This is a genomic window from Mycolicibacterium sp. XJ879, assembly GCF_053483935.1.
Genome location: NZ_JBEFTH010000004.1, coordinates 1 through 23320, shown reverse-complemented (window position 1 = coordinate 23320; position 23320 = coordinate 1). Strand labels below are relative to the sequence as shown.

Below are 23320 nucleotides of genomic sequence, written 5' to 3'. Positions count from 1 at the left end.
TCCGACCCCGTCGTGGGGCTACCTTTCGGCGGTGGGGATGGCGCCGGTCGGGGCGTCGTCCTCGACGGCATGATGGCGGGCGGTCTCGGTGTCGCCGAACTCGCTGGCTGGGTACTGGTGCGTGCCCTCGAGGTCGTCGCGGATGGCCTGCTGCGCCTTGGGCGGCAGGGTGTGCAGGATCTCGCGCACCCGAGCCTGGCGGCGGCCCACGGCGCGACGCTCCGGCATACCCGGCGTCGCCTGGATCTGCGGCGGCACGCCTTCGATCTCCTCGACACCGCCGTCGTGGTGGCCGGCGTCGAACATGGCCTGCTCTTCGGCCATCGTCGACTCGTCCTTCTCCTCCGACATACCGATCGGGCCGATCCGGCGGCCGTTGAGGAACTGCTTGACGACGGGCTCATCGCTGGTCAGCAGCACTTCGCGCGGCCCGAACATGACCAGCTTCTTACGGAACAGCATGCCCATGTTGTCCGGCACGGTGCGGGCGATGTTGATGTTGTGCGTGACGATCAGGATCGTGGCGTCGATCTGCGCGTTGATGTCGATCAGCAACTGCGACAGATAAGCAGTACGGACCGGGTCCAGACCGGAGTCGGGCTCGTCGCAGAGGATGATCTGCGGATCGAGCACCAGCGAGCGGGCCAGCCCGGCGCGCTTGCGCATACCACCGGAGATCTCGCCGGGGAACTTGTTCTCGTCGCCGGCCAGACCGACCAGCTCGAGCTTCTCCATGACGATGTTGCGGATCTCGCCTTCCTTCTTCTTGGTGTGCTCACGCAAGGGGAAAGCGGTGTTGTCGTAGATGCTCATCGAGCCGAACAGCGCGCCGTCCTGGAACATCACACCGAACAGCGTGCGGATCTCGTAAAGCTCTTTGGCGGTGCACTGGATGACATCGGTGCCGTCGACGATGATCTTGCCGCGCTCGGGGCGCAGCAGTCCGATCAGTGACTTCAAGAAAACCGACTTACCGGTACCCGACGGGCCCAGAAGCACGCTGACCTCACCCGGCGGCACTTCAAGCGTCACGTCTTCCCAAATTCGCTGGGGGCCGAAGGACTTGGTCAACCCTTCGACCTGAATGCCAATGCCCACGCGAGATCCTTCCGCCCTATTTTTGCGCCACACGGCTCCCACCTGTGGCTTGAGTCACTGTAGCGCACGTCGGTATCCGGCACTGCGGTTGTGTCCCGACCAATATCACCGCCTCCGGCGATCGACACTCTCGACACGTACACCCGCCCCGGAAATTCCATGCTAAATCGTTTGCTGAACCGGCTCCACCATGTCAATTTACTGGTACGTCAATGCGTTCGGTACGTTGCCACGCCGGCCCGGATTCCCAGCACGGCGGCGTGGCGACCCCACCGGGTGCGGTCCTCGACGTAACGAATCGCGCCCCGTTCGACGGCCGAACTGATCTTGCTAGCCGCTCGGTTGAATGCTCAGTACGCAGCGCCAAGCTCGGCTAATATCCGCGGTGCGGTGGATCACAGTCGGGCGCACTCCATGAAGCGCATCACATATTGACGGGCTGGTCGGCGCATGAATTCGGGGGTCCGATCGGTGCGCCGCGGTAGATCGGAGCCGACCAGAGGGAGACGCATCGTTGTCGCAGCAGTCCGTGTGTGACCCGCCCGGGGTGCCCGAGCGTGCCGTCGTCGCCGACTCCGTGCGCGGCTACGTGCGCACCCACCCCGTCGCCGCGATCGAGACCACCGGCAACCAGGTCGTCCTCGGGCTGCGCTGCCTGCAGTACCTCTTTCTCGACATCGTCACCGGCCGCTTCGCCTGGCGCGAGTTCGTCCGACAGGGCGCATTCATGTCGGGCACCGCAGTCATTCCGACGCTGCTGGTGGCGATACCGATCGGCGTGACGCTGTCCGTGCAGTTCGCGCTGCTGGCCGGCCAGGTGGGCGCGACGTCGTTGGCCGGCGCGGCGAGCGGGCTCGCGATCGTCCGGCAGGGCGCGTCGCTGGTGGCCGCGGTCATGATGGCCTCGGCCGTCGGCTCGGCGATCACCGCCGACCTCGGCTCGCGCACCATGCGCGAGGAAGTCGCCGCGATGGAAGTCATGGGGGTGTCGCCCATCCGGCGCCTCGTCGTCCCGCGCGCGGCCGCGGCGATGTTGGTGGCCGTCGGGCTCACCGGCACGACGTGCTTTGTGGGCTTCTTCGCCAGCTACCTGTTCAACGTCTACTTTCAGCACGGGGCGCCCGGAAGTTTCGTCAGCACGTTCTCCGCATTCGCGACGGTCGGTGACCTGATGCTCGCCTTGTTCAAGGCGGTGCTGTTCGGGTTGATCGTCGCGGTGGTCGCATGCGACAAGGGTCTGCGCACCAAGGGCGGGCCCGCGGGCGTGGCCAATTCCGTCAACGCCGCGGTGGTGGAGTCGATTCTGGTGCTGATGCTGCTCAACGTGGCGATCACCCAGGTCTACGTGCTGATGGTGCCGCAACATGGGCTGTGATCCGTGACGCCCTCGACGTATCTCGTCCCCGGTACCCGACCGCTCGTGGCATCCGTCCGTGCAGTCACGCGGACGGTGCGACGGCTCGGTCACATGCTGTCGTTCTTCATCGAGTCGATCGCGTCTATCCCGATTGTGTTGCGCCACTACCGCGCCGAGTTTCTCCGGCTGCTCTCCGATGTCACCTGGGGTAACGGTTCGGTCGTCGCGGGCGGCGGAACGGCGGGCGTCGCGGCGGTGCTCGGTATCGCCGCGGGCGCGATGATCGGCATCGAGGCCTACAACATGCTCGGCATGATGGGGCTGGGGCCGGCGACCGGCTTCGTGTCCTCGCTGGTTTCGACGCGCGAGCTCATTCCGATGATGGCGGCGCTGGCGTTCGCCATGCAGTCCGGCTGCCGGTTCACCGCCCAGCTCGGCGCGATGCGCATCAACGAAGAAATCGATGCCCTCGAGGCGCTCGCCATTCGGCCCATCCCGTTCCTGGTGTCCACCCGGATGCTGGCCTCGGCGGTGGCGGTGGTGCCGCTGTACGTCATGTGCCTGTGCCTGGGATATCTGACCGCACAGGTGGTGGTCAGCCTGTCCGGTGGCGGCTCGACAGGGGCTTACCTGCACTACTTTTCGTTGATGCTCAGCGGCGCCGACATCATCTACTCGGTGCTCAAGGCGGTGGTGTTCGTCTGGTTGGCGTCGACGATCCAGTGCTACTTCGGCTATTTCGCCGCCGGCGGACCCGAGGGCGTCGGCGTCGCGGCCGGACACGCGATGCGGGCGGCGGTCACCACCGTGGTCGTCGTCAACATGCTTCTCACGATGGCGATTTGGGGCGCTGCCTCCGGTGCGAGGTTCGGCGGCTGAGCATGGGAAACTCGATCGAACCCAACGGCCGCGGCTGGTCTGACCGCCAGCTTCTGGTCGGCGGCGTGGTCGTGCTGGTGGCCGCGACGTTGATCACCGGCGTGCTGTTGGCCAAATCGCAGGGCCACCTGGATCGCCATGTCCGGGTGACGGCCGAACTGGTCAACGTGGGCGACGGCTTACCGGAGCGCGCCGACGTCAAGTTCCGCGGGGTGCTGGTCGGGGCGGTCAGCAGCGTGGCACCCGCGCTCGACGGCCGACCCAACATCGTCACGATCAACCTCACACCCGATGCGGCCCAGGGTATTCCGAGCACCGTCACCGCCCGGGTGGTGCCGAGCAACGTGTTCGCCGTCTCCTCGGTGCAGCTGGTCGACAACGGCGGTGCGCCGCCGCTGCACAACGGCGCCGTCATCGCCGAGGACACCAAACTGCCCACGGTGCTGTTCCAGACAACGATCGACCGGGTGCGCCAGATCCTGGCGGCCACCCAGCGCGACGGCACCGACCCGCCGGTCGGGATGATCAACCTGCTCGCCGAGGCCACCGATCACCGCGGCGACGCGCTGCTGAGTTCGGGGGCGCGCGTGCAGCGCATCCTCACCGAGCTGAACCGGTTGATCGCCCGCAGTTCCGATGAGCCGTCGACGGTTTCAGCGCTGAGCGAGATGGCCGACACATTGTCCGCGACGGTTCCCGGGCTCCTCGACTCCATGGACAACGCCGTGGTGCCGATGCGCACACTCGCCGAGAAACAGGCGGAGTTGCGCAGCCTGCTCGCCGCCGGCCTGGACACGTCGGCGACCGCGGCCACCGCGTTCGACAACCACGCCGACCGACTCATCGGCATCACCACCCATCTGGAACCGGTCCTCGGCGTGCTGGCCATGAACCATGACGAGTTCCTGCCGATCGCCACCCGGCTCACCCGCCTTTCCGAGAAGGCCATGACCGACGCCTGGGACGCCGAACAGCAGGTCTTCAGCGGCAACTTCATCGTGTCGTTCACGCCGCTGCGCACCTATGTTCGCGCCGACTGCCCGCGCTACGGCCCGCTCGAGGGACCCAGTTGCCACACCGCTCCGGAGACGCCGCAGAAGTTCGACATTCCGCAGGTGCTGCTGCCCGAAAGCTACGAGGCCCCGCCCGGCCTGGCTCCGCCGCCCGGAACGCTGCCGGCGTCGTACGGTGGCAACGTCGGGCCTGTCGGCAGCATCGGTGAGCGCGAACAACTTTCGACGATCCTGGGCGAGGACGCGAACAGCGCCCAGCAGGTCCTGCTCGGACCGGTGGCGCGCGGCACCGCCGTGACGGTCAGCCCCGCTCCCGACGGCGACGGTGGCCGATGAGGTTCCGTGGCGCGCTGATCGGGTTTTCCGCATTCATGGTGGTGGCCATGGCGCTGACCGTTCTCGTGTACGGCACCCTGCGTCGCGACCCCGACGGTCCCACGGACCGCTATTCGGCGTTGTTCACCGACGTCACCGGTCTGCGCGGCGGCGACGACGTCCGCGTCGCCGGCGTGCGCGTCGGGCGCGTCGACGCGGTCACCCTGGCCGGTGACGTCGCGCAGGTCACCTTCCAGATCGACAGCGAACAGTCGATCTACCCGGACACCGTCGCCTCGGTGATGTACCAGAACATCGTCGGCCAGCGCTATCTCGGGCTGTCCCGCGACCGCAGCAACGCACCCGCACCGCGACTAGCCCCTGGCAGCCAGATTCCGTTGCAGCGCACCGAACCGTCCTTCGACGTCGGCGCCCTGCTCAACGGTTTCGAGCCGCTGTTCACCCTGCTCGATCCCGCGCAGGTGGACCGGTTGACCACCGCCATGATCGACGCCTTCCAGGGCGATTCGGTCGACGTCGCCCAGTTCGTCGCCCAAACCGCCGAACTCACCGCCACTTTCGCCGGCCCCGACGAAATCCTGGGCGATGTGATCGACAACCTCGACACCATCGTCGGCGACCTCGCGGCCCGGGACGCCAACCTCGACGGGATGATCACCTCGGCGCACGCGATGGTGTCCGAACTCAACCACCGGCGCACGCACCTCATCGCGTCGGCCGGCCCGTTGAACCGCACCGCCGCCCGGATCGCCGCGATCGGGGACGCGGTCTACCCGCAGATGTCCGAACTGCTGCACCGTGAACCGGGTTTCGCCCAGCACCTCGCCGGAATGCCCGACCAGTTGGCCTATCTCGGCTCGAACACGCCGCTGCTGCTCAAGGGCCTGGCGCGGATGTCCGGCGACGGCGCGTACGCAAACGCTTACGGCTGCAGCGTCAACCTGATGGGCTTCTTCCCCGGCCTCACCGAGCTGGTGCCCAAGATCGTCGAACTGGCCTCGCCGGGCAACGACGTGCAGAACTCGCCGAAATGCAGGCCCACCCGATGAAACTGAAGACACGCACGCCGCGGCTGGAGTCCTACCACCCATTCTGGATCGGGCTGGTGGCGCTCGTGATGGCCGCCGTCGTGGTCGCCGCCCTGCTGATCGCGCGCACGGCAGGGTTCGGATACACCAGCTACCGCGCGGAATTCGCCCAGGCCGCGCAGCTGCGCGTCGGCGACAACGTCAGCATCGCAGGCATCAGCGTGGGCGAGGTCAGGTCCGTCGCGTTGGCCGGTGACCGCGTCATCGTCGCGCTGCGGGTACGCGACGACGTCACGTTGGGCGCGCACACCCGGGCGGCGATCAAGCTCACCACGCTGCTGGGATCGCGCTACGTCGAGCTGCGCCCACGGGGGGAACAACCGCTGCAGGACAAGTTGATTCGCTTGGAGTACACCGAGGTCCCCTACGACCTGCAGGCGCTGCTGACCGACTCGACGTCGACGTTCGAACAGGTCGACACCGATCGGCTCGCATCCGCGCTGACCGTGCTCTCCGACCAACTCCACGGGTTGCCCGAAGCGTTGCCGCAGGCCATGACGAACCTGCAGAATCTGTCGGGGATCATCGCGGCGCGCCGCGACCAGATCGGCACCCTGCTGCAGGCCAGCGCCACGCTGACCGCCACGCTGCGCCGCCAGCAGGCCAACCTGGGCCAGCTGGTCTTTCAGGGCCGGGACCTGTTGGCGGAGTTCGTGTCCCGACAACAGTCGTTCCGGCAGCTGATGGCGTCGCTGACCCAGCTCGTCGACCTGTTGAGCAGGGCCGTGGTCGCCGACCGGCCCGCCGCCGAGAAGCTGGTCGACGACCTGCTGGAGCTCAGCGCGATGGCCGCCGAGCACGACGATCTGTTCCGCAACACCCTGCAGGCGCTGCCGATTCCGATCCGCAACCTCACCAACGCCACCGGTACCGCGCCGGCGGTCGACATCTTTCCCGCGAACGGCATCCTGATCGACGACTGGATGTGCGCGATCAGCGGCCGCGCCACCCAGTTCGACCTCGTCGAGTACTTCAAGGACTGCGGATGAAGAAGTTCATCCTCGCCTGCGTCGTCGGGGTGCTCGCGGTGGCGGCCATCGGCTACCTCACCGCGGCGAAATCGGGCATTGCGTCGCGGCCCATCACCGTCACCGCCCACTTCGACGAGGCCTCCGGCCTGTACCCGGACAACGCCGTCGAGGTGCTCGGCATGCAGGTCGGCACGGTGCAAAGCGTCACCGCCAAGGGCTCCTACGTCGAGGTGGTGCTGAACATCGACGAGGACGTCCAGATACCGGCCGACGTAATGGCCGCGACCATCTCCAGTTCGATCCTCACCGACCGCCGGGTCGCGCTGTCCCCGGCCTACACCGGTGGTCCCGTGCTCGAGGACCACGACGTGATCCCGCTCAACCGGACCCGCACACCCGTCGGCTTCGACCGCGTACTGGCCACCATCGACCGGCTCATGGCCGCCATGCACGGCGACGGTCACGGCGGCGGGCCGCTGGCCGATCTGGTCAACATGGGCGCCAAAACCGTTGCGGGCAACGGCAACGACATCAAGGGCGCACTCGATCAGTTGTCGCAGGCGTTGCGGATGACCTCCGACGGCGCGCAGACCGAAGATGACCTCACCACGATCGTCACCAGCCTGAGCGCGTTGGCCAAGGCGGCGTCGGACAACGACGCGACGATCCGCGAGTTCGGTTCGTTGGTGCGCGCCACCAGCGCGGTGCTGGCCGCCGAGAACTTCGGTTCGGGCACCACCGGGAGTCGGGCCAACGAGGTGCTCGAGGCCGCCGCCGATCTGCTTGAGGAGAACCGGGACACGATCCAACAGGCCGTCACCAACAGCGATGTGTTGCTGACCGCGACCAACGACCACAACCGTGAACTCGCCGAGACGTTCGACCTGCTGCCGTTGTTGTTGGACAACGTCTACAACGCGATCGACGCGAACAACGGGGCGATCCGCGCCCATGCCCTCGTCGACAAGATGATGTTCGACAGCCAAATGACCAAAGAGGTCTGCAACATGATGGGTCTGCGCCAACTCGGCTGCAGCACCGGCACATTGCAGGACTACGGTCCCGACTTCGGGTTGTCGTACATGCTCGACGGCATGGCACGGATGGGGCAGCGATGACCCTGCGACTTCGCCGGTGCGCCATCCTCGGCCTCAGCGCTGTGCTGGCCCTCAGCGGTTGCGCCGCACCGAGTCTCGACCGCATTCCGCTGCCGGCACCCTCGGTGGGTGCGGAGTCATACACGTTGACCGCGACGTTCGCCAACGCGCTGAACCTGCCGCTGAAGGCCAAGGTGCGCCTCGGCGGCGCCGACATCGGCCAAGTCGTGTCCATGAAGTCCGAGGACTACACCGCGGTGGTCACGATGGAGATCCGAAAAGGGGTGCAGCTGCCCGTCGGGTCGATGGCCGAGCTGCGCACCGCCACCCCGCTCGGCGACGTCTACGTCGCGGTGCAACCGCCAGAAACCCCGGGGCAGGCACTGCTCGCCGACGGGGACAACCTCGGGTTGGGCTCCACCGGGTCCGCGGCGACGGTCGAGGGAGTGCTCAGCTCGGCGGCCGTCCTGGTCAACGGCGGCGTCGTACGCAACCTGACCAAGTTGGTCAACGGCATCGGAAGCGCCGCAGGTGACAACGGCGACGCCTTCCGCGACCTGGTGCGCCAATCCAACCAGCTCACCGAGACACTCAGCGCACGCTCGCAACAGATCCGGACCTCCCTGGACAACACCGCAACGCTGATCGACACGGTCAACAGCCGCCAGCACAGCATCAACGAACTGCTTGCCGCGTCGTCGCCGGCGATCGGCGCCGTCGACACCCGCGAACTGATCGGCCTTCTCGACACCACCGGTGCCATGTCGCGCCAGCTGTCGCGGTTCCCGTCGCTTCAGGGCACCGACACCCGCAGCATGGTCGCCGACATCAACGCGCTCTCAAGCGCTTTCAACGACGTGGTGGTCAGCCCGGACACCAGCATGCTCGCGATGAGCCGGATGCTGCCGCCGTTCGTCAAGGCGACCTCGGGTACCGCGATCGCCGGGAAAGGCAACCTGGCCAAGCTGGCTCTCGGCAGCATGCCGGATATCGGCTACCTGGGTGACCCGCAGTTCCACGGTCCCAAGCGGGCCGACTGGCACTTCATGGTCGGCAGCCTGAAGTACACCCTGTTCCGGTTGCAGGAACGCGTCGTCGGGCAGGGACCGTGATCGACCGGGCCGCCGCGGTGTGGTTGACGACGTGGGTGGCGGTCCGCCGCAACCGGTTTGCGCTGTCGGGGCTGTCACTGGTCGTCATCTTCGTCGTCAGCGTCGCCTACCTGACGTTCGGCGCGCTGCGGATCAACCCGGCCCGCACCACGATCCAGGTGCGGGTTCCGCTGACCGAATCGGGTGGGCTGCTGCCGAATCAGGACGTCACCGTGCGCGGTGTGCCGGTCGGACGCGTGGAATCGGTCGTGTTGGCCGACGGCGGGGTGACCGCGGTCGCCTCGATCGACGCGCGGGCGAAGATCCCGGTCGACAGCGCGGTGCGGGTGTCGGGTTTGTCGGCGGCCGGTGAGCAGTATCTGGACTTTCGCCCGCTCGCCGATTCCGGCCCGTATCTGGCCGACGGCAGCGTGGTCGACCCGGACCGCACATCGGTGCCGGTGACGTTGGCGCAGGCGTTGGCCAACGCGAACGGCGCTCTGACACAAGTGGATCCGGACAAGTTGGCGGTCATCCGCCGCGAACTCGGTGTCAGCGCCGAGGGCCCGCAGAAGCTGGCCGACATCCTCGACGGCGGAACGTTTCTCATCTCGGCGCTGGACGGGGTGCTTCCGGAGACGGTGAGCCTGCTGTCCACCAGCCGGGCGGTGTTCACGACGGTGGCCGACGTCGACCCGGGGTTGGCCGCCACCGGGCAGAGCCTGGGCGCGCTGTTCGCCGGGATGGCCCGGATGGACGGCGGATTCCGCACGCTCGTCGCGCGCGCCCCCGACAACCTGCGGGGCATCGACCACCTCTTCGCCGACAACTCCGAGACCATGGTGCGGCTGTTGGGCAACCTCGCCACCGTCGCCGAACTGTCGTATGTGCGGGTGCCCGCGTTGCACGCGCTGTTCCCCGACCCCGCCGTTCGCGGTTCGATGCTGGAGAACATGTTGACGGTCTTTCACGACGGCGCCGCCTGGGGTATCGGCGATATGTACCCGCGCTACGCATGCGATTACCAGGTGCCGCGCCATCCGCCGTCGTCCGCGGATTACCCGGAGCCGCGCCGATACACCTACTGCAACGACCCGGACCCGTCGGTGCTCATCCGCGGGGCGCGCAACGCGCCGCGGCCCGCCGGCGACGATACCGCCGGGCCCCCGCCGGGCGCGGATCTGGCCGCGACCACTGATCCCACCCCGCGCGGGCGGTGGACGATCCCGACGCCGTACGGGGGTCCGCCGTTACCGCTGGCGGTTCCCGGCGATGCGCCGCTACCGCCGGGCGCCCCGCCGCAGCCCCCGGGTTGGCCGATCCAGGTGCCCTAGAAACGCCGAACCGCCCGGGATCGTGGTGATCCCGGGCGGTGCGAACCGTTGAACTACTTGACGGTGACCGTCGCGCCGGCGGCCTCGAGCTTGGTCTTGGCCTCCTCGGCGGCGTCCTTGGCGACCTTCTCCAGCAGCGGCTTGGGCGCGCTGTCGACCAGGTCCTTGGCCTCCTTGAGGCCCAGGCCGGAGACGATCTCGCGGACAACCTTGATGACGCCGATCTTCTTGTCGCCGGCGCCCTCGAGGATGACGTCGAACTCCGACTGCTCCTCGGCGGCCTCGGCGGGCGCGCCGGCAGCAGCGCCGGGAGCGGCCGCCACGGCGACCGGGGCGGCAGCGGTGACGTCGAACGTCTCCTCGAACTTCTTGACGAACTCGGAGAGCTCCAGCAGCGTCAGTTCCTTGAACGCGTCGAGCAGCTCGTCGGTGGACAGCTTGGCCATGATGGGTCCTTCCTAGTTTGTTGCGATTTGTGGAGTCCTGGCCGCGCTCAGCGCGGTTGCGGCTCCCCAAGTTGGGTGGTTACGCGGCTACGCCGCCTCTTCGGAGCCAGCTTTCTTCTCTTCCAGTGCGGCAGCCAGCCGGGCGACCTGCGACGCCGGAGCGGCGAACAGGCCGGCGGCCTTGGACAGGTTGGCCTTCATCGCGCCGGCCAGCTTGGCCAGCAGCACCTCGCGCGACTCCAGGTCGGCGAGCTGCTCGACCTCGGCGACGGACAGCGGGCGGCCGTCCATGTAGCCGCCCTTGATGACGAGGGCCTTGTGGTCCTTGGCGAACTTCTTCAGCGCCTTGGCGGTGTCGACGGCCTCGCCCTTGACGAACGCGATCGCGGTGGGTCCGACGAACAGCTCGTCGAGCCCCTCGATGCCCGCCTCCGCCGCGGCACGCTTGACCAGCGTGTTCTTGGCGATCCGGTAGCTGGCGGAATCCCCGAGCGACCGCCGCAGCTCGGCCAGGTTGGCGACCGAGAGCCCGCGGAACTCGGTGACGACCGTGGCCGTCGACGAGTTGAATCGCTCGACGATGTCGGCAATCGCGGCGGCCTTGTCCTCCGTGGCCATGCATGCCTCCTCGTGGTTGGTGTTGGGCGTTCCGCCTCAAACCGCCCCGAGAATGACGAACGCCCCGACGCAGACAGGTCGGGGCGCACACGAATACAGCGTTAGCCTCGTCCTCCTGCGTGGGCCGCCGGGTAATCCCGGACCTTCAACCGATTGCTCCTGCTCATCGGTGACCGACGGTCTTCGGTGGAACCGACACAGAATAGCCTGCCGCGGGCCGATCAGCCAAAACGGCGATTTCGGCGCGCTCGCAACCCGTCACGGTCCGTCAGCGCGCCAAAATCACAACATCAGGCCGATCACCAGCAGCACGTACAGCGCGACGAGCAGGAAAACCCGCCGCCAGTGCAGCCGATCCCACAGCCGGGCCTCGTCGCGGGATACGTCGGCGGCCCCTGACCAGCGGCCGATCCGGTTGTTGATCGGCACCATCAGGATCACGGTCATCAGCACGACGACGGCCATCACCGCGGCGGCCGTGACGATGAACCAGTTCTCCCAGGTGAGGACGGCCGTCGCGATCAGCACCAGCAGGGTGCCGACGTACCAGAACGGCATCACCTTGCCCAGCACCCGGCTGCCGTCGCTGCGGGCCTGCGCGAACCCGTCGTCGGGCAGCCGGCCGAAGACCGGGTTGGTGAACGCCGCGACCGCGATCTCCACGCCGACCAGCGGGCCGGTGATCAACAGGGCCAGGGCTCCCACGGTTGCGTCCATGCCTTCGACCCTCCCACCTTCGCGAGTTCGGCGCGCAAACCAGCGCTCAGCGCGGGTTACCGCACCGAAATCGCCAAGGCGGCCGCGCCGACGAGGCCCGCCTCACCGCCCAGCTCGGCGGGTACCACCCGCAGGTCGTGCAGGAACTCCAGCCCGGCATAGGAGCCCAGCGCCTCACGGACCGGGTCGAAGAGCAGCGCGCCGGATTTCGCCACGCCGCCGCCGATGACGACGAGGTCCAGATCGCACACGGCGGCCACCGACGCGATCATGGCGGCGACGGCCGTGGCCCCGCGCCGAAACGTCCGCAGCGCGATGGGGTTTCCGGCGTTGGCGGCGTCGGCGAGTTCCTTGGCGTCGGCGCCGACGGGTGCGTCCCAGCCCTGCGCGCGTGCCCACTGCGCCATCCGCGGGCCCGCCGCGATGGTCTCGACGCAGCCGTGTCCGCCGCAGCTGCACCGCGCGCCGCCGGGGTCGACGACGACGTGGCCGACGTGCCCGGCGTTGCCGGTGCGCCCGCCGTAGGGTGCGCCGTCGAGCACCAGCCCGCCGCCGACACCGGTGGAAACCACCATGCCCAGCAGAAACTGCGCGCCCCGGCCCGCGCCGCGCCACCGCTCCCCCAACGCCATGCACACCCCGTCACCGTGCATGCGCACCGGGGCGCCGACCATGGCGGCCACCCGGTCGACAATCGGGAAGCGTTGCCACTCAGGGATATTGATCGGGCTGACAGTGCCCGCCGCCAGGTCGATCGGCCCGCCGCACCCGATGCCAACCCCGCGCACCCGGCCGCCCGCCACCGCGAGCGCGCCGGTGACCAGCGATTCGACCGCCGCCCACACGGTCTCGGCGTCCCCATCCGGCGTCGGCAGCCTGGATTGGTGGACGAGGGTGCCGTCGTCGTCGACCAGACCGACGGCGATCTTCGTACCGCCGATGTCGATCGCCAGCGTGGTCATCAGTGCCGGTGGGTGTTGTCGGGCTGACGCGGGTCGCCGGGGTGCTCGTATCCCGGGGCGAGTTCGACGACGGCAGCGCAGCGCGCATCCAGCCAGAGCCGGAACGCACGACGACGGGCCACCCCGCGCAGATGCTCGGCGACTTCGTCGGCAGCCTTAAACCGCAACGGGTTTCGCTGCCGGTACGACGCGACGTCCTCGGCGGTGACGTCGACGCCGGCGGTGACGCTCGCGAACACCGCGCGCGCCACCGGGTCGGCGAGCACCGACGCCGCGATGCTGCCGATCTCCATCCGGGTCACCGTGTCGGGCAGCAGTTCGTCCTCGGTGGGCGCATCGTCGGCGCTCAGCCCCGACGCACCGGCTTCGGCGGCGACCACGCGTTCGGTCACCAGCAGCTGGGTCAGCCAGCGGCGCAGTTGTCGTCCCTCGCTGGTGCCGGGCCGCGGCAGCGACGCCGCCAGGCGGGTGGCCCGCAGTTGCGCCTCCCGCGCATCGACGTCGTCGACGGTCACCGGGATTCCGTCGACGGTCGCCGCGTTCATCGCACCACCACCTTCACCGCGGGCGAGTACAGCAGGCTGCCGGCGCCCGCGATGCGGATCAACGCCCACCATTCGCCGGGTTGCACCCATGGCGGCGGGGTGACGTCGAAGCCCAGTTCGACTGTGCCGCGGGCTGATATCCCGGCACCGCGTGCAGCCGGGCCGATCCACTCCCAGGTGCCCCACGGGCTGATGAGATGTGCCTCGACCGCGATGTCGGCGTGCGCCTCAGTGCCGACGGTGACGCCGAGGCGGGCTGTGTCACCGGCTCTGACGTCGACCCCCAAGGGTTCGGTGACCAGTCGCAGCAGCCGGTCATCGGGCGGTGCGTCGACCGACACCACACAGACGTCCTCGACCGTCTGCCGCCACGCCTCGGGTATATGGCTGCCGGACAGCGTCAACTCCGCGCGCACCGGATACAGCCCGGGCGCGACGGCTGGTGGTGGCGTCAACGTCACCTCGGTGTCGAGGTACTCCCCCGGCGGCAACATGAACGACAGCTCGGCGGGGTCGGCCGTCCAGCCGGCCGGGCAGCGCAGCCCCGCCCTGCCGTGCAGTACCGCATCGCTGCAGTCGCTGGCCGCGGTAAGCCGAAGCGACACAGTCTGGTTCGGCTCTGCATCGATGGTGTGCGGATGCAGGTGCGCGACGACGGGCATGCCGCCCAGCGCAGCGGGTCCGCGGTTGTGCAGCCAGTACCGCGCATACAGCGGTTGGGCTGCTTCTTCGTCGGGCGCCAACGCGGTGTGGTCGGCGTCGAGTGTGCGCGGCAAATTGAGCTGGGCGCGCAGCGTAGCGATCTCGTAGCCGTGCATCTGAAGCTCATCCGTTGCCGGGGATTGCCGATGTTCGAGCAGGTCGACCCGCACCGCCCCCGACACCCGCTGCAGCCCCGACTGCACGGTGACATCGGCTGCTGCACCGCAGGTCTCGACCAGTCGGATCACCACGCCGTCGGACGGATCCACCCGCTGGCTGCTCCCGGACTCCAGCGGGTTGCCCGCCGCTTTCAGCGCACCGAGCTGCACCTGGCCGGCCGGCTCGATCTCCAGCAGTGACCCGGTCGCAGGCAACCGCCCTGTTGCATAGGGCTTTTCGGTGACGGCTTGCAACGGGTGGGAGAACTCCGCGCTGCGCGCCGGCAAATCGGACTGACGCCAGTCACCGTCGCCCGAGACGAGCGCGTAGTCGAACGTGTGCGTCCAGTGCTGCAGTTGAAAGTTGGAGCCGTCCGGCGCGGTGCGCCGCGGCGGGTCGATCCAAGTGCCCGATGGCCATCCGGTACACGACCGCATCAGCGACATGTGCAGCGTGCCATCCGATTCCACTGCGAAGCCGGGTAATCCGCGGTTGAGCACCGCGACCGTGCGCGCCTCGAACGGCTCGAGTTCGGACGGCACCGCCTGCTCGACACGGATCTCGAAATCGCCGAGATCCTCGACCACCGCCGGGATCGCCGACCCCGCCACGATAAGAACGGGCAGCGCCCGCACATCACGCAGATCGGCGCCGGGCACCCACACGTCGGCCAACGGTGCGGTCGGCGGCACCCACACCCGGGCCGCCCCGGTGGCATACAGCTGGCGCTTGAGCTCCTCGCGATACACCGGATCAGCTTCAGCCAAAACCTCTGCGGTGAACGCGTTTTCGTCCGGACCGCCCAGCGCGATCCGCGCGTCGGGCAGGTTGGAGTCGACGGTGAGATCGCCGTAACGCGGCTTGTCCGCGCTGCTGCAGGTGGCGGTGACACCGGCGCGCGCCAGCGCCGCCACCAGATCACGTGCCTGCCCATCGTCCGTCGGCGCCACCACCTCGGCGACCGAGACGGCTCGCACACCGTCGCCGACGCGCACCCGCACCGCCGACGACAGCCCGAACCAGCCGTAGGCCGGGTTGTCCAGTGTCCAGGGGTGTTTCGCCGAGTCGACGGCGGACTCGGAGCCGTCGTGGAACAGGCCGAAGCCGCGCCCGATCACCGCGTCACCGACCTCGCTGACCGGAAGCGCACCGGGCACCGGGCAGGGCCAGCGCACCCGCAACAGGTGATCGGCGCCGGTGAACTCGTCGATCGTGGTCTGACACTCCACCCGCGCCACGCCGTGCCAGAGCGTCAGCGTCTGCGTGTAGCGCAGCACATCGCCGATGCGGCCGCGCACCACGATCCGCTGCCCCAACGATCCGCAATCGGCCTGCACCTCCGCCGTCCCGGCCGACGAGGCGACCACGGGTCCCTTCGGCAGCAGATGCCACGGCCCTTCACCGGCCTCGGGGTGCGCGGAATACTCGTCGTAGACGGCCAGTTCGTTGCCGACCCGGCCGTCGGCGATCAGCTCGCGGCCCTCGGTGATCAGCGACGACACCCCGCCACCTCGAACCGGGTCCACGGTAAGCCGGTAGTGCTCGTTGCCGATGGTGTTGCCGTCCAACGGCTCCCAGCAGCCCGCCGCGTCATCGGCCTCCAGCCGATACGACTGCCAACCCAGTGACGGCACATCGCGCGCCAACCAACTGACGCAACGGCCCGAGACGTGGGTCGGCAGCGCCGTCCCGTCGACGTCCAGCACCCGCGCCCCGGCCGGCGCCGGCTCGGCGAGCCGGGCAGTGACGATGTCGGTGCGCTTGTGCGCCAACGTATTCCACACCACGAGAGGTTCGTCGACCGCGCTGGACAGCAGCGCCAGCGCATTGTCGCGGGCGGTGGTGCCGAGTTCCCAGGCGTCGCGCCAGCTAGTCAGCAGGTCGAGGTACACCTGGTCGGATTCCGAGCCGGTGATCGCGTCATGGTGGGCGCCGTAGGCCAGCTGCACCCACGCCTTCGCCAGCGCGGCGTGCGGATAGGTCGCGCCCCCGAGCAATCCGGCGAACACCGCGAACTTCTCCGCGTCCAGCACGGCGTCCTCGGCGGCGCGGTTGGCCTGTTTGGTGTCGATGTAGGACACGTGACAGCCGGTGTAAATCGGGTTCATGTCGCGGGTCTGCGGCGACGCGTCGACACCGCGTTCGGCGAGTTCGGCGCGCACGGCGGCGAAGAACTCGCGCGGCAGCGCGCAGACGAACCGCGGCCAGGTGTAGCGGGTGTTCCAGTCGCGGTGAATCTCGGTGACCCACTTGTTCGGTGGCGTGTAATCGGTACCCACCGGCAGCAGCACGTTGCGGGTCAGCGCGACCTTCTTCAGCGAGGCGAACAGCTCATACGTCGCTGCCTCGGCGTCCGAGAGCGTCGCGGCCGAATCCATCCACCAGCCCGCCGAGTAGTGCGCGGGCATGTAGTGCGTGAGCAGCCCGCGCCCGGACGGGGCGATCCATTCGAACTCACTGCAGAACTGCATCCGCTCGGGATCGCCGCCACCGGCCATCGGGCCCCACTGGTGATGCGGTCCGCGCGCCCAGGAACTCGACGTCAGGCCGGCGTCGGCGGCCATGCCGGGGAACTGCGGGTCGTGGCCGAACGCGTCGAGCTGCCAGGCAGTTTCGGGCGAAGCACCCAGCACGCCGCGTTGAAAACCCACGCCGGCCACGAAGTTGCGGATCGTCGTCTCGGCGCTGGTGAGGTTGGTGTTGGGTTCGTTGTAGGTGCCGCCCATGATTTCGATACGACCGTCGGCGAGGAAGCGGCGCAGGTCGGCGCGGTCCTCGGGGTGGGTGTCCCAGTACGGTTTGAGGTAGTCGACTTCGGCGAGCACGAACTTGTATTCCGGTTCGCGGCGGGCCATTTCGAGGTGCGCGCGCACCAGGTCGAAGCCGTTGGTCTGCCGGGCGCGCCCGGGCGGATCCTCGGTCCACACGCTGGTGTAGGCGGCTTGGGTGTTCCACCACACCGGGTCGTAGTGAAAGTGGCTGACCATGTACATGGTCCAGCCGGGTTCGGCGACGGTGAACGTGAACGGGATGTCGGCGACGCGGGCGTCACGCTGCTGTCCCACGACCGGGTCGGTGACCGTCACCGGGACCTCGACGCTGCCGTCACCCGCGGGGACCGAGGCCTGGCCGCTCAGGGCGTCGCCGTCGACGCGCACCGTGCCAGCACCGTCGGTGTAGGTCACGCGCACCAGTTGCAGCGGCGCGTCCGGCGGCCCGACGAACAGATCCGTCGACTCCGCCGAAATCACCCGCACGCCAAAACCCTACGGAATTTATTGGATTCGCGCGGTGAGTCAGCGACCGCCCGTGCGGCGAGCAGACGCAAAAGCGTGTCGACACGCCGAGCGGAACACGATTCTGCGTCTGCTCGCCGGGGAAACCTCACGCCCGCGACACGTCGACCACCAGCGCGCGGTGATCCGACACCGGCAACAACGGCGCGCAGCACCGCTCCACGCGCCACCCAGAGTCGCCGGTCAGGATGTGGTCGAGCTGCCGCGTCGGTGCCTCGGTGGGAAACGTCATCCCGTGCGCCAGCGCCCGCAGCCCGCTCCAGCGTCGCACCGGCCCCGGCGTCATGTTCAGATCGCCCATCAGCACCGACGGCTTTGGGAGCCCCCGCAGATCCCGCAGCAGGTGCCTCAGCTGCACTCGGTTCCACCCCGGCACGAACGACAGATGCGTGTTCGCGACGGTCAACGGGCCCAGCGGCGTGTCCAGCCGGCCCACCATCGCCGCCCGCGGCTCCTCGTCGACCACCTGCACCCGCTTCGGCCCCGGCAGATACATCGGGAACCGCGTCGGGATCCGCGGCAGCCGCAGCACCTGCCAGTTCTCCGCGGGAAACCGCGACAGCAGCGCGATGCCGTAGGCGGCGGTGCCGGGCTGCTCGTCGCCGGTCGCGGCCATCCACGTCGCGCCCGGCGTGCCGGAGATCGCGGCCACGAACCGGTGGCTCAGCGCGCCCATCGCCTCAGCGGCCACCGCGGTCAGATCCGTTTTGTTCGACCGCGGCTGATCGACGTCGACCTCCTGCAACGCCAGGATGTCGGCGTCGAGCTCGCGTACGGCTTCGACGAGTCGGTCCTGCTCGACGACGCCGTCGTGCACACTGCGCCCGTGCAGGATGTTGAACGTCGCCATCCGCATGGGTACTCAAGTACCCACAATGTCCGCCGAGCCCTACAGGAGACCCGTGCCCGCACGAAATGACGATCTGCGCGACGCGCTCCGACGGGCCGCGTCGGCGCTGCGCGACCACGGGCCCGATTTCGCCCTGGGCGGCAGCTACGCGCTGTGGGTGTTCGGCGGTCCCGAACCCGTGCACGACGTGGATTTCGTCGTCGCCGAACCCGACACCGAAGCCGCCGCGCTGACGCTGGAGAAAGCCGGCTTCACCATCGAGCGCACCCCCGAGGACTGGTTGTTCAAGGCCTGCGTCGAGGACGACTTCGTCATCGACGTGCTGCACCGGCTCAACGGCGTGGCCGTCGACGCCGACACCATCGCCGCCGCCGAGGAGTACGACGTCCTCGCGATCCGGATGAAAGTGTTGTCCCCGACGTACGTGCTGGTGGAAAAGCTCAACGCCCTCAACGAGCACAACTGCGACTTCTCGGCGCTGCTGCCCGCCTTCCGCGCTGTCCGTGAGCAGCTGGACTGGGGGCGCCTCATCACCGACACCTCCGAAAACCCGTTTGCGGCTGCCTTTTTGGTGCTCGCCGACAAGCTGGAGATCACCCCTTAACTTTGCCGCCGAGTGTGGCGTCAAAGCACGTCTCGAGCGCCCGAGGTGTGCGGGTAACCCACGTTCGGCGCCAAAGAGCGCAGGCGCTGCGCGACGGCCGCCACCGCAGCCACCACCTCGGGAGGTTCGAGCACCTCGAAGTCGTAGCCGACCGTCGCGAAGTACAGCACCATCCGCTCAGGGTCGTCGGCGCCGGCGGTGACGATACAGGCGTCGGGGCCGTCGGGTTCGATCGTCGCCGAAGCAGGTGGAAAGTGCTGGGCCACAGCATCTTCCGACGCCAGATAGCGCACCCGGGCGACGTAGCGGTACGGCGAGCTGCTGATCGAGCGTCGCACATAGGTGGCGGCGTCGGGCGCCTCCCGCGCGACGAACGTTGTCCCCAGCGCGCGCACATCCGACATCCGGTCCAGCCGCAGGCTGCGCCAGTCGCACCGATCGCGGTCGTAGGCCAGCAGATACCAGCGCCGCCCGGTGGTCACCAGTTGGTAGGGCTCGAGCCGACGCTGGGTGGCGTTGCCGCGGATGTCGACGTAGCCGGCGCTGACGTGTTCGTGGTCGCGGCTGGCGCGGGCCAACGTCATCAACACGTCGGGTGCGACGGGCGCAACCGACGACGGCGACGTCAGCGTGACGGTCGCGTCGTGCAGCGCGGAGACCTGCGAGCGCAGCCGCGACGGCATCACCTGGTCGAGCTTGGACAGCGCGCGCAGCGCCGATTCGCCGACGCCGGCCACCGTGCCGCCCGCGGCCAGCCGCAGGCAGACGGCCATCGCGACGGCTTCGTCGGGGTCCAGCAGCAGCGGGGGCAGGGCCGCACCGGCGCCGAGTTGGTATCCGCCGCCGTGGCCCTTGCTGGCGTGCACGGGGTAGCCCAGGTCGCGCAGCCGTTCGATATCGCGGCGCACGCTGCGGGTGGTCACGCCCAGGCGCTCGGCGAGCTCCTCGCCCGTCCACACCCGCCGCGACTGCAGCAAACCCAGCAGCTGCAGCACCCGGCTCGTCGTCTCCGCCATATGCCGACCCTGTCGCAGTTATAGGACCGAAACTGTCCTATATAGATGTCAGCGTAATCGTATGGACCTGACCGCGTTGATCGCCGACCAGCTCGACTTCCACTGGACGCACCAGTTGCGGCCCCGGCTGGATGGCCTAACCGACGACGAGTACTTCTGGGAGCCGGTGCCGGACTGCTGGACGGTGCGCCGCGACGGGTCGATCGACTTCGCCTATCCGCCGCCGGAGCCGGAGCCGTTCACGACGATCGCGTGGCGGCTGGCGCACGTCATCGTCGGCGTGCTCGCGGTGCGCAACTACTCGCACTTCGGCGCGCCGCCGGCGAGTTATGAAACGTGGTCGTACGCTACCGACGCCGCGACGGCACTGGGTCAGCTCGACGCCGCGTACACCCGCTGGGCCGCCGGGGTGCGCGGCCTGTCCGACGACGACTTGGGTCGCCCGGTCGGGCCGGCCGAGGGGCCGTGGGCCGAGCACCCGATGGCCGAGCTGGTGTTGCACATCAACCGCGAAGTGATTCATCACGGCGCTGAAATAGCCTGTATCCGAGATCTTTACATCCATACGAAAGGGAACTGATATGCCAGGATTGCCCGCACCTGCCCGCGACGAGCGCGAGGCGCTGTTGGAGTTTCTGGCGTTTCAGCAGAACGCGTTCTTCGCGGCGGCATACGGCCTGAGCGATGAGCAGGCGCGTTCAACGCCGTCGGTGAGCGCGCTGTCGATCGGCGGGCTGGTCAAGCACGCCGCCGGAGTGCAGAAGGGCTGGACGGACCGCGCCGCCTATGCGCCGGAGTTTCCGCCGAAGGATGAGCGGCCGATGGCCGAGATCATGGCCGAGTACGCCGATCAGTACGCGATGCGCTCCGACGAGACGCTCGACGGGCTGTTGGATCAGCTCAAGCGGCAGAACGCGGAGACGCTGCGGGTGCTGGGCTCGGTTGCCCTCGACACGCCGGTGCCGGTGCCGCACGAGGTGCCGTGGTTCCCCAAGGACATCGACCACTGGGACGTGCGCTGGGTGGCGCTGCATCTGATCGAAGAGCTGTCCCGGCATGCCGGTCACGCCGACATCATCCGCGAATCGGTCGACGGCGCAACGATGTACGAGTTGATGGCCGCCAACGAGGAGTGGCCGGAGACCGACTTCATCAAGCGTTGGAGGCCGTCGTCCTAAGTTCGCCGAGCGCACGGTTGTTCGCGCCCTTACTCGGCGTTTGCGTACAACAACCGTGCGCTCGGCGCCAAAGCAGCCAAAGCAGCTACCGCAGCACCATCCGCACCGCGTAGTCGACCACCGCATCCAGATCCGTGCCCAGCCGGCCGGCCAGCCACTGCTGCGCCAACTCGGCCATCGCGCCGGTGTACATCGCCGCGCCCACCTGTGCGGCCACCGGATCGAAAGACGGGTGCAGACGCCAACCCTCCGTCAGCACGCCCTCGCGCAACTGATCCTGCGTCGCCGCCCGCCGCGCCGCCAGCACCGGGTTCGACCGCGCGTCCGTGAACAAGACACGTCCGCGCCGCGGATCCGCCGAGCTGAACCCCAGCACCGCCGCGATCCCGGCCCGCGTCCTGGCCCGAAGCGACTCGCCCGCGCCCTCTATCGCTGACGCCACCTCGGAAGCCAACCCCGCGCTCACCTCGTCGTACACCGCACCCAACAGATCGTCGACGTCGGCGAAGCTCTCGTAGAAGTAGCGGGTGTTCAACCCGCACGCGCGGCACACCGACCGCACCGACACCGCGGTCTCCCCACCGGAGCCGAACAGCTCGAACGCCGCAGCCACCAACTGCGCGCGACGCTCCGCGCGCCGGTCGGTCAACGGCACACCGGCCCATCGGGTGGGACTGGACATGGCCTTCAGGGTAAGCCGTCTCTGGTCACAGATGTAACCAAAGTTGTATTCTGGTTACAGCCGTGACCAAACCTGAAAGAGGTCAGCCTTGTTCCTGCCGCACCAGATCGTCGGTCAGATGCTCAACAAACGCTTCGACCAGGGCATTCGTCGCAACTTCTTCAAAGGTATGGAGTTCGCGGCCCCGGTGGGCGACCCCGGCTGGTTCGGGCCGGGCAGCGCGGTCTGGCATGTGCACTCGCACATGTATTCGCTGATCTTCGGTCTGCAGTGCGCGGCCTACATGGAGCGGCTCGACCCGTCGATCTACTGGATGGGCATGCACCATTCGCGGCTGGTCCAACGCGACGAGAACGGGGTGGCGGTCCCGAAAATCGACCCCAAGGGCGCCCTGGTGCGACTCGGCCACTCCGTCGCGTTCTTCATCGGCACCGCCTATGGCTCGACCGAAACCGCCGAGCGACTGGCCCAGAGCGTGCGCGCCATGCACCACACCATCAAGGGCACCCGCCCCGACGGCGCCGCCTACGACGCCGACGATCCCGACTGGCTGCGCTGGAACTACGCGACCGTCGTCTGGGGCCTGGCCACCGCGCACGAGCTCTATCACCCGAACCCGTTGCGCGGCAAGAAACTTGACCAGTACTACGGCGAGTTCGTCCGCGTCGGCCATGCGCTGGGCGGCACCGATCTGCCGACCACCAAGGCCGAGACCGCCGAGTGCCTCGAAAGCTACCTACCCAAGCTCGCCGTCACCCACGGCACCGCCATGGCCACCGGCTCGAACCTGCCGATGCCGCAGGCCGCCGTCGACTGGGCCATCCGCGACACCATGCCGAAATGGGCCAAGCAGATGATCCAGCACACCGACCCCAACATCATCGAGCGCACGGCCCGACGCGCCACGGTGTGGGGCATCATCAACGGCCTGCAGACCGCCGCCGGCATCCCACCGGAGTTCCGTCAGGCCAAGGAGCGGGTCAAGTCGGGAACGACCGTCAAGCACACGCTGCCGACGTACCACCCGGGCGACGATCCGGTGCGCAGCCGCGACGAGATCGAGCACAGCTTCGCCTAACTCCTTCTGCCGCGAGACTGCATTCCAGCAGGAAAAGTGCGAGTAAGGCCCTGCGAAAACGCAGTCTCGCAGCACAGCGACGCAACGTGTCAGTGCGCGTCGCCAATATCGGCACATGGGGGACGTCTTCATCGGACGAGAAGCCGTCGAGCGCGGCATCGTCACGCGCCATGAATTGCAGCGTTGGTATGCGCCCATTTATC

The 23320-nt window shown here is 68.3% G+C and carries 22 protein-coding genes and 1 pseudogene; 13 read left to right on the top strand and 10 right to left on the bottom strand.

All coding sequences use genetic code 11. The features are described 5' to 3' along the window. Positions 1-18 precede the first annotated feature (18 nt). A complete protein-coding gene (locus tag ABQF13_RS10650; RefSeq protein WP_448392722.1) occupies positions 19-1098 on the bottom strand; it encodes an ABC transporter ATP-binding protein in 1080 nt (359 codons plus the stop codon). Between the two features lie 529 nt (positions 1099-1627). On the opposite strand from ABQF13_RS10650, the gene ABQF13_RS10645 reads away from it, so the two are divergent. From ABQF13_RS10645 to ABQF13_RS10610, 8 genes are read left to right on the top strand one after another with little or no spacing between them, the layout of a single operon-like run. Then, complete coding sequence (locus ABQF13_RS10645; protein ID WP_448393123.1) at positions 1628-2473, top strand: MlaE family ABC transporter permease; 846 nt, start codon at positions 1628-1630, stop codon at positions 2471-2473. A 3-nt stretch (positions 2474-2476) separates the two neighbouring features. After that, positions 2477-3334 (top strand): MlaE family ABC transporter permease, encoded by an 858-nt coding sequence (locus ABQF13_RS10640; protein WP_448392721.1) that lies wholly within the window; start codon positions 2477-2479, stop codon positions 3332-3334. Between the two features lie 2 nt (positions 3335-3336). Further along, entirely contained in the window at positions 3337-4683 is a 1347-nt protein-coding gene (locus tag ABQF13_RS10635) for an MlaD family protein (protein ID WP_448392720.1), read from the top strand. Then, entirely contained in the window at positions 4680-5732 is a 1053-nt protein-coding gene (locus ABQF13_RS10630; RefSeq protein ID WP_448392719.1) for an MCE family protein, read from the top strand. The genes ABQF13_RS10635 and ABQF13_RS10630 overlap by 4 nt, the downstream gene beginning before the upstream one ends. After that, positions 5729-6760: an MCE family protein gene (locus ABQF13_RS10625; protein ID WP_448392718.1), complete on the top strand. Its 1032-nt coding sequence runs from the start codon at positions 5729-5731 to the stop codon at positions 6758-6760. The genes ABQF13_RS10630 and ABQF13_RS10625 overlap by 4 nt, the downstream gene beginning before the upstream one ends. Then, positions 6757-7860: an MCE family protein gene (locus ABQF13_RS10620; protein ID WP_448392717.1), complete on the top strand. Its 1104-nt coding sequence runs from the start codon at positions 6757-6759 to the stop codon at positions 7858-7860. Before ABQF13_RS10625 ends, ABQF13_RS10620 begins: the two co-directional genes overlap by 4 nt. Continuing rightward, complete coding sequence (locus ABQF13_RS10615) at positions 7857-8951, top strand: MlaD family protein (RefSeq protein WP_448392716.1); 1095 nt, start codon at positions 7857-7859, stop codon at positions 8949-8951. Before ABQF13_RS10620 ends, ABQF13_RS10615 begins: the two co-directional genes overlap by 4 nt. Continuing rightward, on the top strand, positions 8948-10264 hold the full coding sequence (locus tag ABQF13_RS10610; protein ID WP_448392715.1) for an MlaD family protein: 1317 nt from the start codon (positions 8948-8950) through the stop codon (positions 10262-10264). The genes ABQF13_RS10615 and ABQF13_RS10610 overlap by 4 nt, the downstream gene beginning before the upstream one ends. 53 nt (positions 10265-10317) lie before the next feature. On the opposite strand, the gene rplL is transcribed toward ABQF13_RS10610, so the two are convergent. From rplL to ABQF13_RS10575, 7 genes are all read right to left on the bottom strand, one after another. Beyond that, positions 10318-10710 carry a 50S ribosomal protein L7/L12 gene (gene rplL, locus ABQF13_RS10605; RefSeq protein ID WP_448392714.1) on the bottom strand — a complete coding sequence of 131 codons (393 nt, stop codon included), beginning with the start codon at positions 10708-10710 and terminating at the stop codon, positions 10318-10320. 87 nt (positions 10711-10797) lie between these two features. Further along, the gene (rplJ, locus tag ABQF13_RS10600) at positions 10798-11328 is read right to left on the bottom strand and encodes a 50S ribosomal protein L10 (RefSeq protein ID WP_448392713.1); all 531 of its coding nucleotides are present in this window, start codon (positions 11326-11328) and stop codon (positions 10798-10800) included. A gap of 282 nt (positions 11329-11610) precedes the next feature. Continuing rightward, positions 11611-12045 (bottom strand): anthrone oxygenase family protein, encoded by a 435-nt coding sequence (locus ABQF13_RS10595; RefSeq protein ID WP_448392712.1) that lies wholly within the window; start codon positions 12043-12045, stop codon positions 11611-11613. A gap of 56 nt (positions 12046-12101) precedes the next feature. Next, the gene (locus tag ABQF13_RS10590) at positions 12102-13007 is read right to left on the bottom strand and encodes an ROK family protein (protein ID WP_448392711.1); all 906 of its coding nucleotides are present in this window, start codon (positions 13005-13007) and stop codon (positions 12102-12104) included. After that, positions 13007-13552: a DUF7158 domain-containing protein gene (locus ABQF13_RS10585; protein ID WP_448392710.1), complete on the bottom strand. Its 546-nt coding sequence runs from the start codon at positions 13550-13552 to the stop codon at positions 13007-13009. The genes ABQF13_RS10590 and ABQF13_RS10585 overlap by 1 nt, the downstream gene beginning before the upstream one ends. Next, entirely contained in the window at positions 13549-17670 is a 4122-nt protein-coding gene (locus ABQF13_RS10580) for a glycoside hydrolase family 38 N-terminal domain-containing protein (protein WP_448392709.1), read from the bottom strand. Before ABQF13_RS10580 ends, ABQF13_RS10585 begins: the two co-directional genes overlap by 4 nt. Before the next feature lie 127 nt (positions 17671-17797). Further along, entirely contained in the window at positions 17798-18565 is a 768-nt protein-coding gene (locus ABQF13_RS10575; RefSeq protein ID WP_448392708.1) for an endonuclease/exonuclease/phosphatase family protein, read from the bottom strand. Positions 18566-18611: 46 nt separating this feature from the next. Between ABQF13_RS10575 and ABQF13_RS10570 the strand changes: the two genes are divergently transcribed. Beyond that, positions 18612-19163, top strand: a complete 552-nt coding sequence (locus ABQF13_RS10570) for a nucleotidyltransferase (protein ID WP_448392707.1) — start codon at positions 18612-18614, stop codon at positions 19161-19163. A 20-nt stretch (positions 19164-19183) separates the two neighbouring features. Here the strand turns inward: ABQF13_RS10570 and ABQF13_RS10565 are convergent, their stop codons facing one another. Then, positions 19184-20179 (bottom strand): helix-turn-helix transcriptional regulator, encoded by a 996-nt coding sequence (locus ABQF13_RS10565; RefSeq protein ID WP_448392706.1) that lies wholly within the window; start codon positions 20177-20179, stop codon positions 19184-19186. A gap of 61 nt (positions 20180-20240) precedes the next feature. Between ABQF13_RS10565 and ABQF13_RS10560 the strand changes: the two genes are divergently transcribed. Both ABQF13_RS10560 and ABQF13_RS10555 read left to right on the top strand, forming a co-directional pair. Continuing rightward, positions 20241-20759, top strand: a complete 519-nt coding sequence (locus ABQF13_RS10560) for a DinB family protein (RefSeq protein ID WP_448392705.1) — start codon at positions 20241-20243, stop codon at positions 20757-20759. A gap of 1 nt (position 20760) precedes the next feature. Next, positions 20761-21357 carry a DinB family protein gene (locus tag ABQF13_RS10555; protein WP_448392704.1) on the top strand — a complete coding sequence of 199 codons (597 nt, stop codon included), beginning with the start codon at positions 20761-20763 and terminating at the stop codon, positions 21355-21357. An 85-nt stretch (positions 21358-21442) separates the two neighbouring features. On the opposite strand, the gene ABQF13_RS10550 is transcribed toward ABQF13_RS10555, so the two are convergent. After that, positions 21443-22039: a TetR/AcrR family transcriptional regulator gene (locus tag ABQF13_RS10550; protein ID WP_448392703.1), complete on the bottom strand. Its 597-nt coding sequence runs from the start codon at positions 22037-22039 to the stop codon at positions 21443-21445. 88 nt (positions 22040-22127) lie between these two features. Between ABQF13_RS10550 and ABQF13_RS10545 the strand changes: the two genes are divergently transcribed. Both ABQF13_RS10545 and ABQF13_RS10540 read left to right on the top strand, forming a co-directional pair. Continuing rightward, a complete protein-coding gene (locus ABQF13_RS10545; RefSeq protein ID WP_448392702.1) occupies positions 22128-23117 on the top strand; it encodes an oxygenase MpaB family protein in 990 nt (329 codons plus the stop codon). A 115-nt stretch (positions 23118-23232) separates the two neighbouring features. Beyond that, positions 23233-23320 (top strand): annotated as a pseudogene (locus ABQF13_RS10540) (hypothetical protein); the annotation flags it as partial.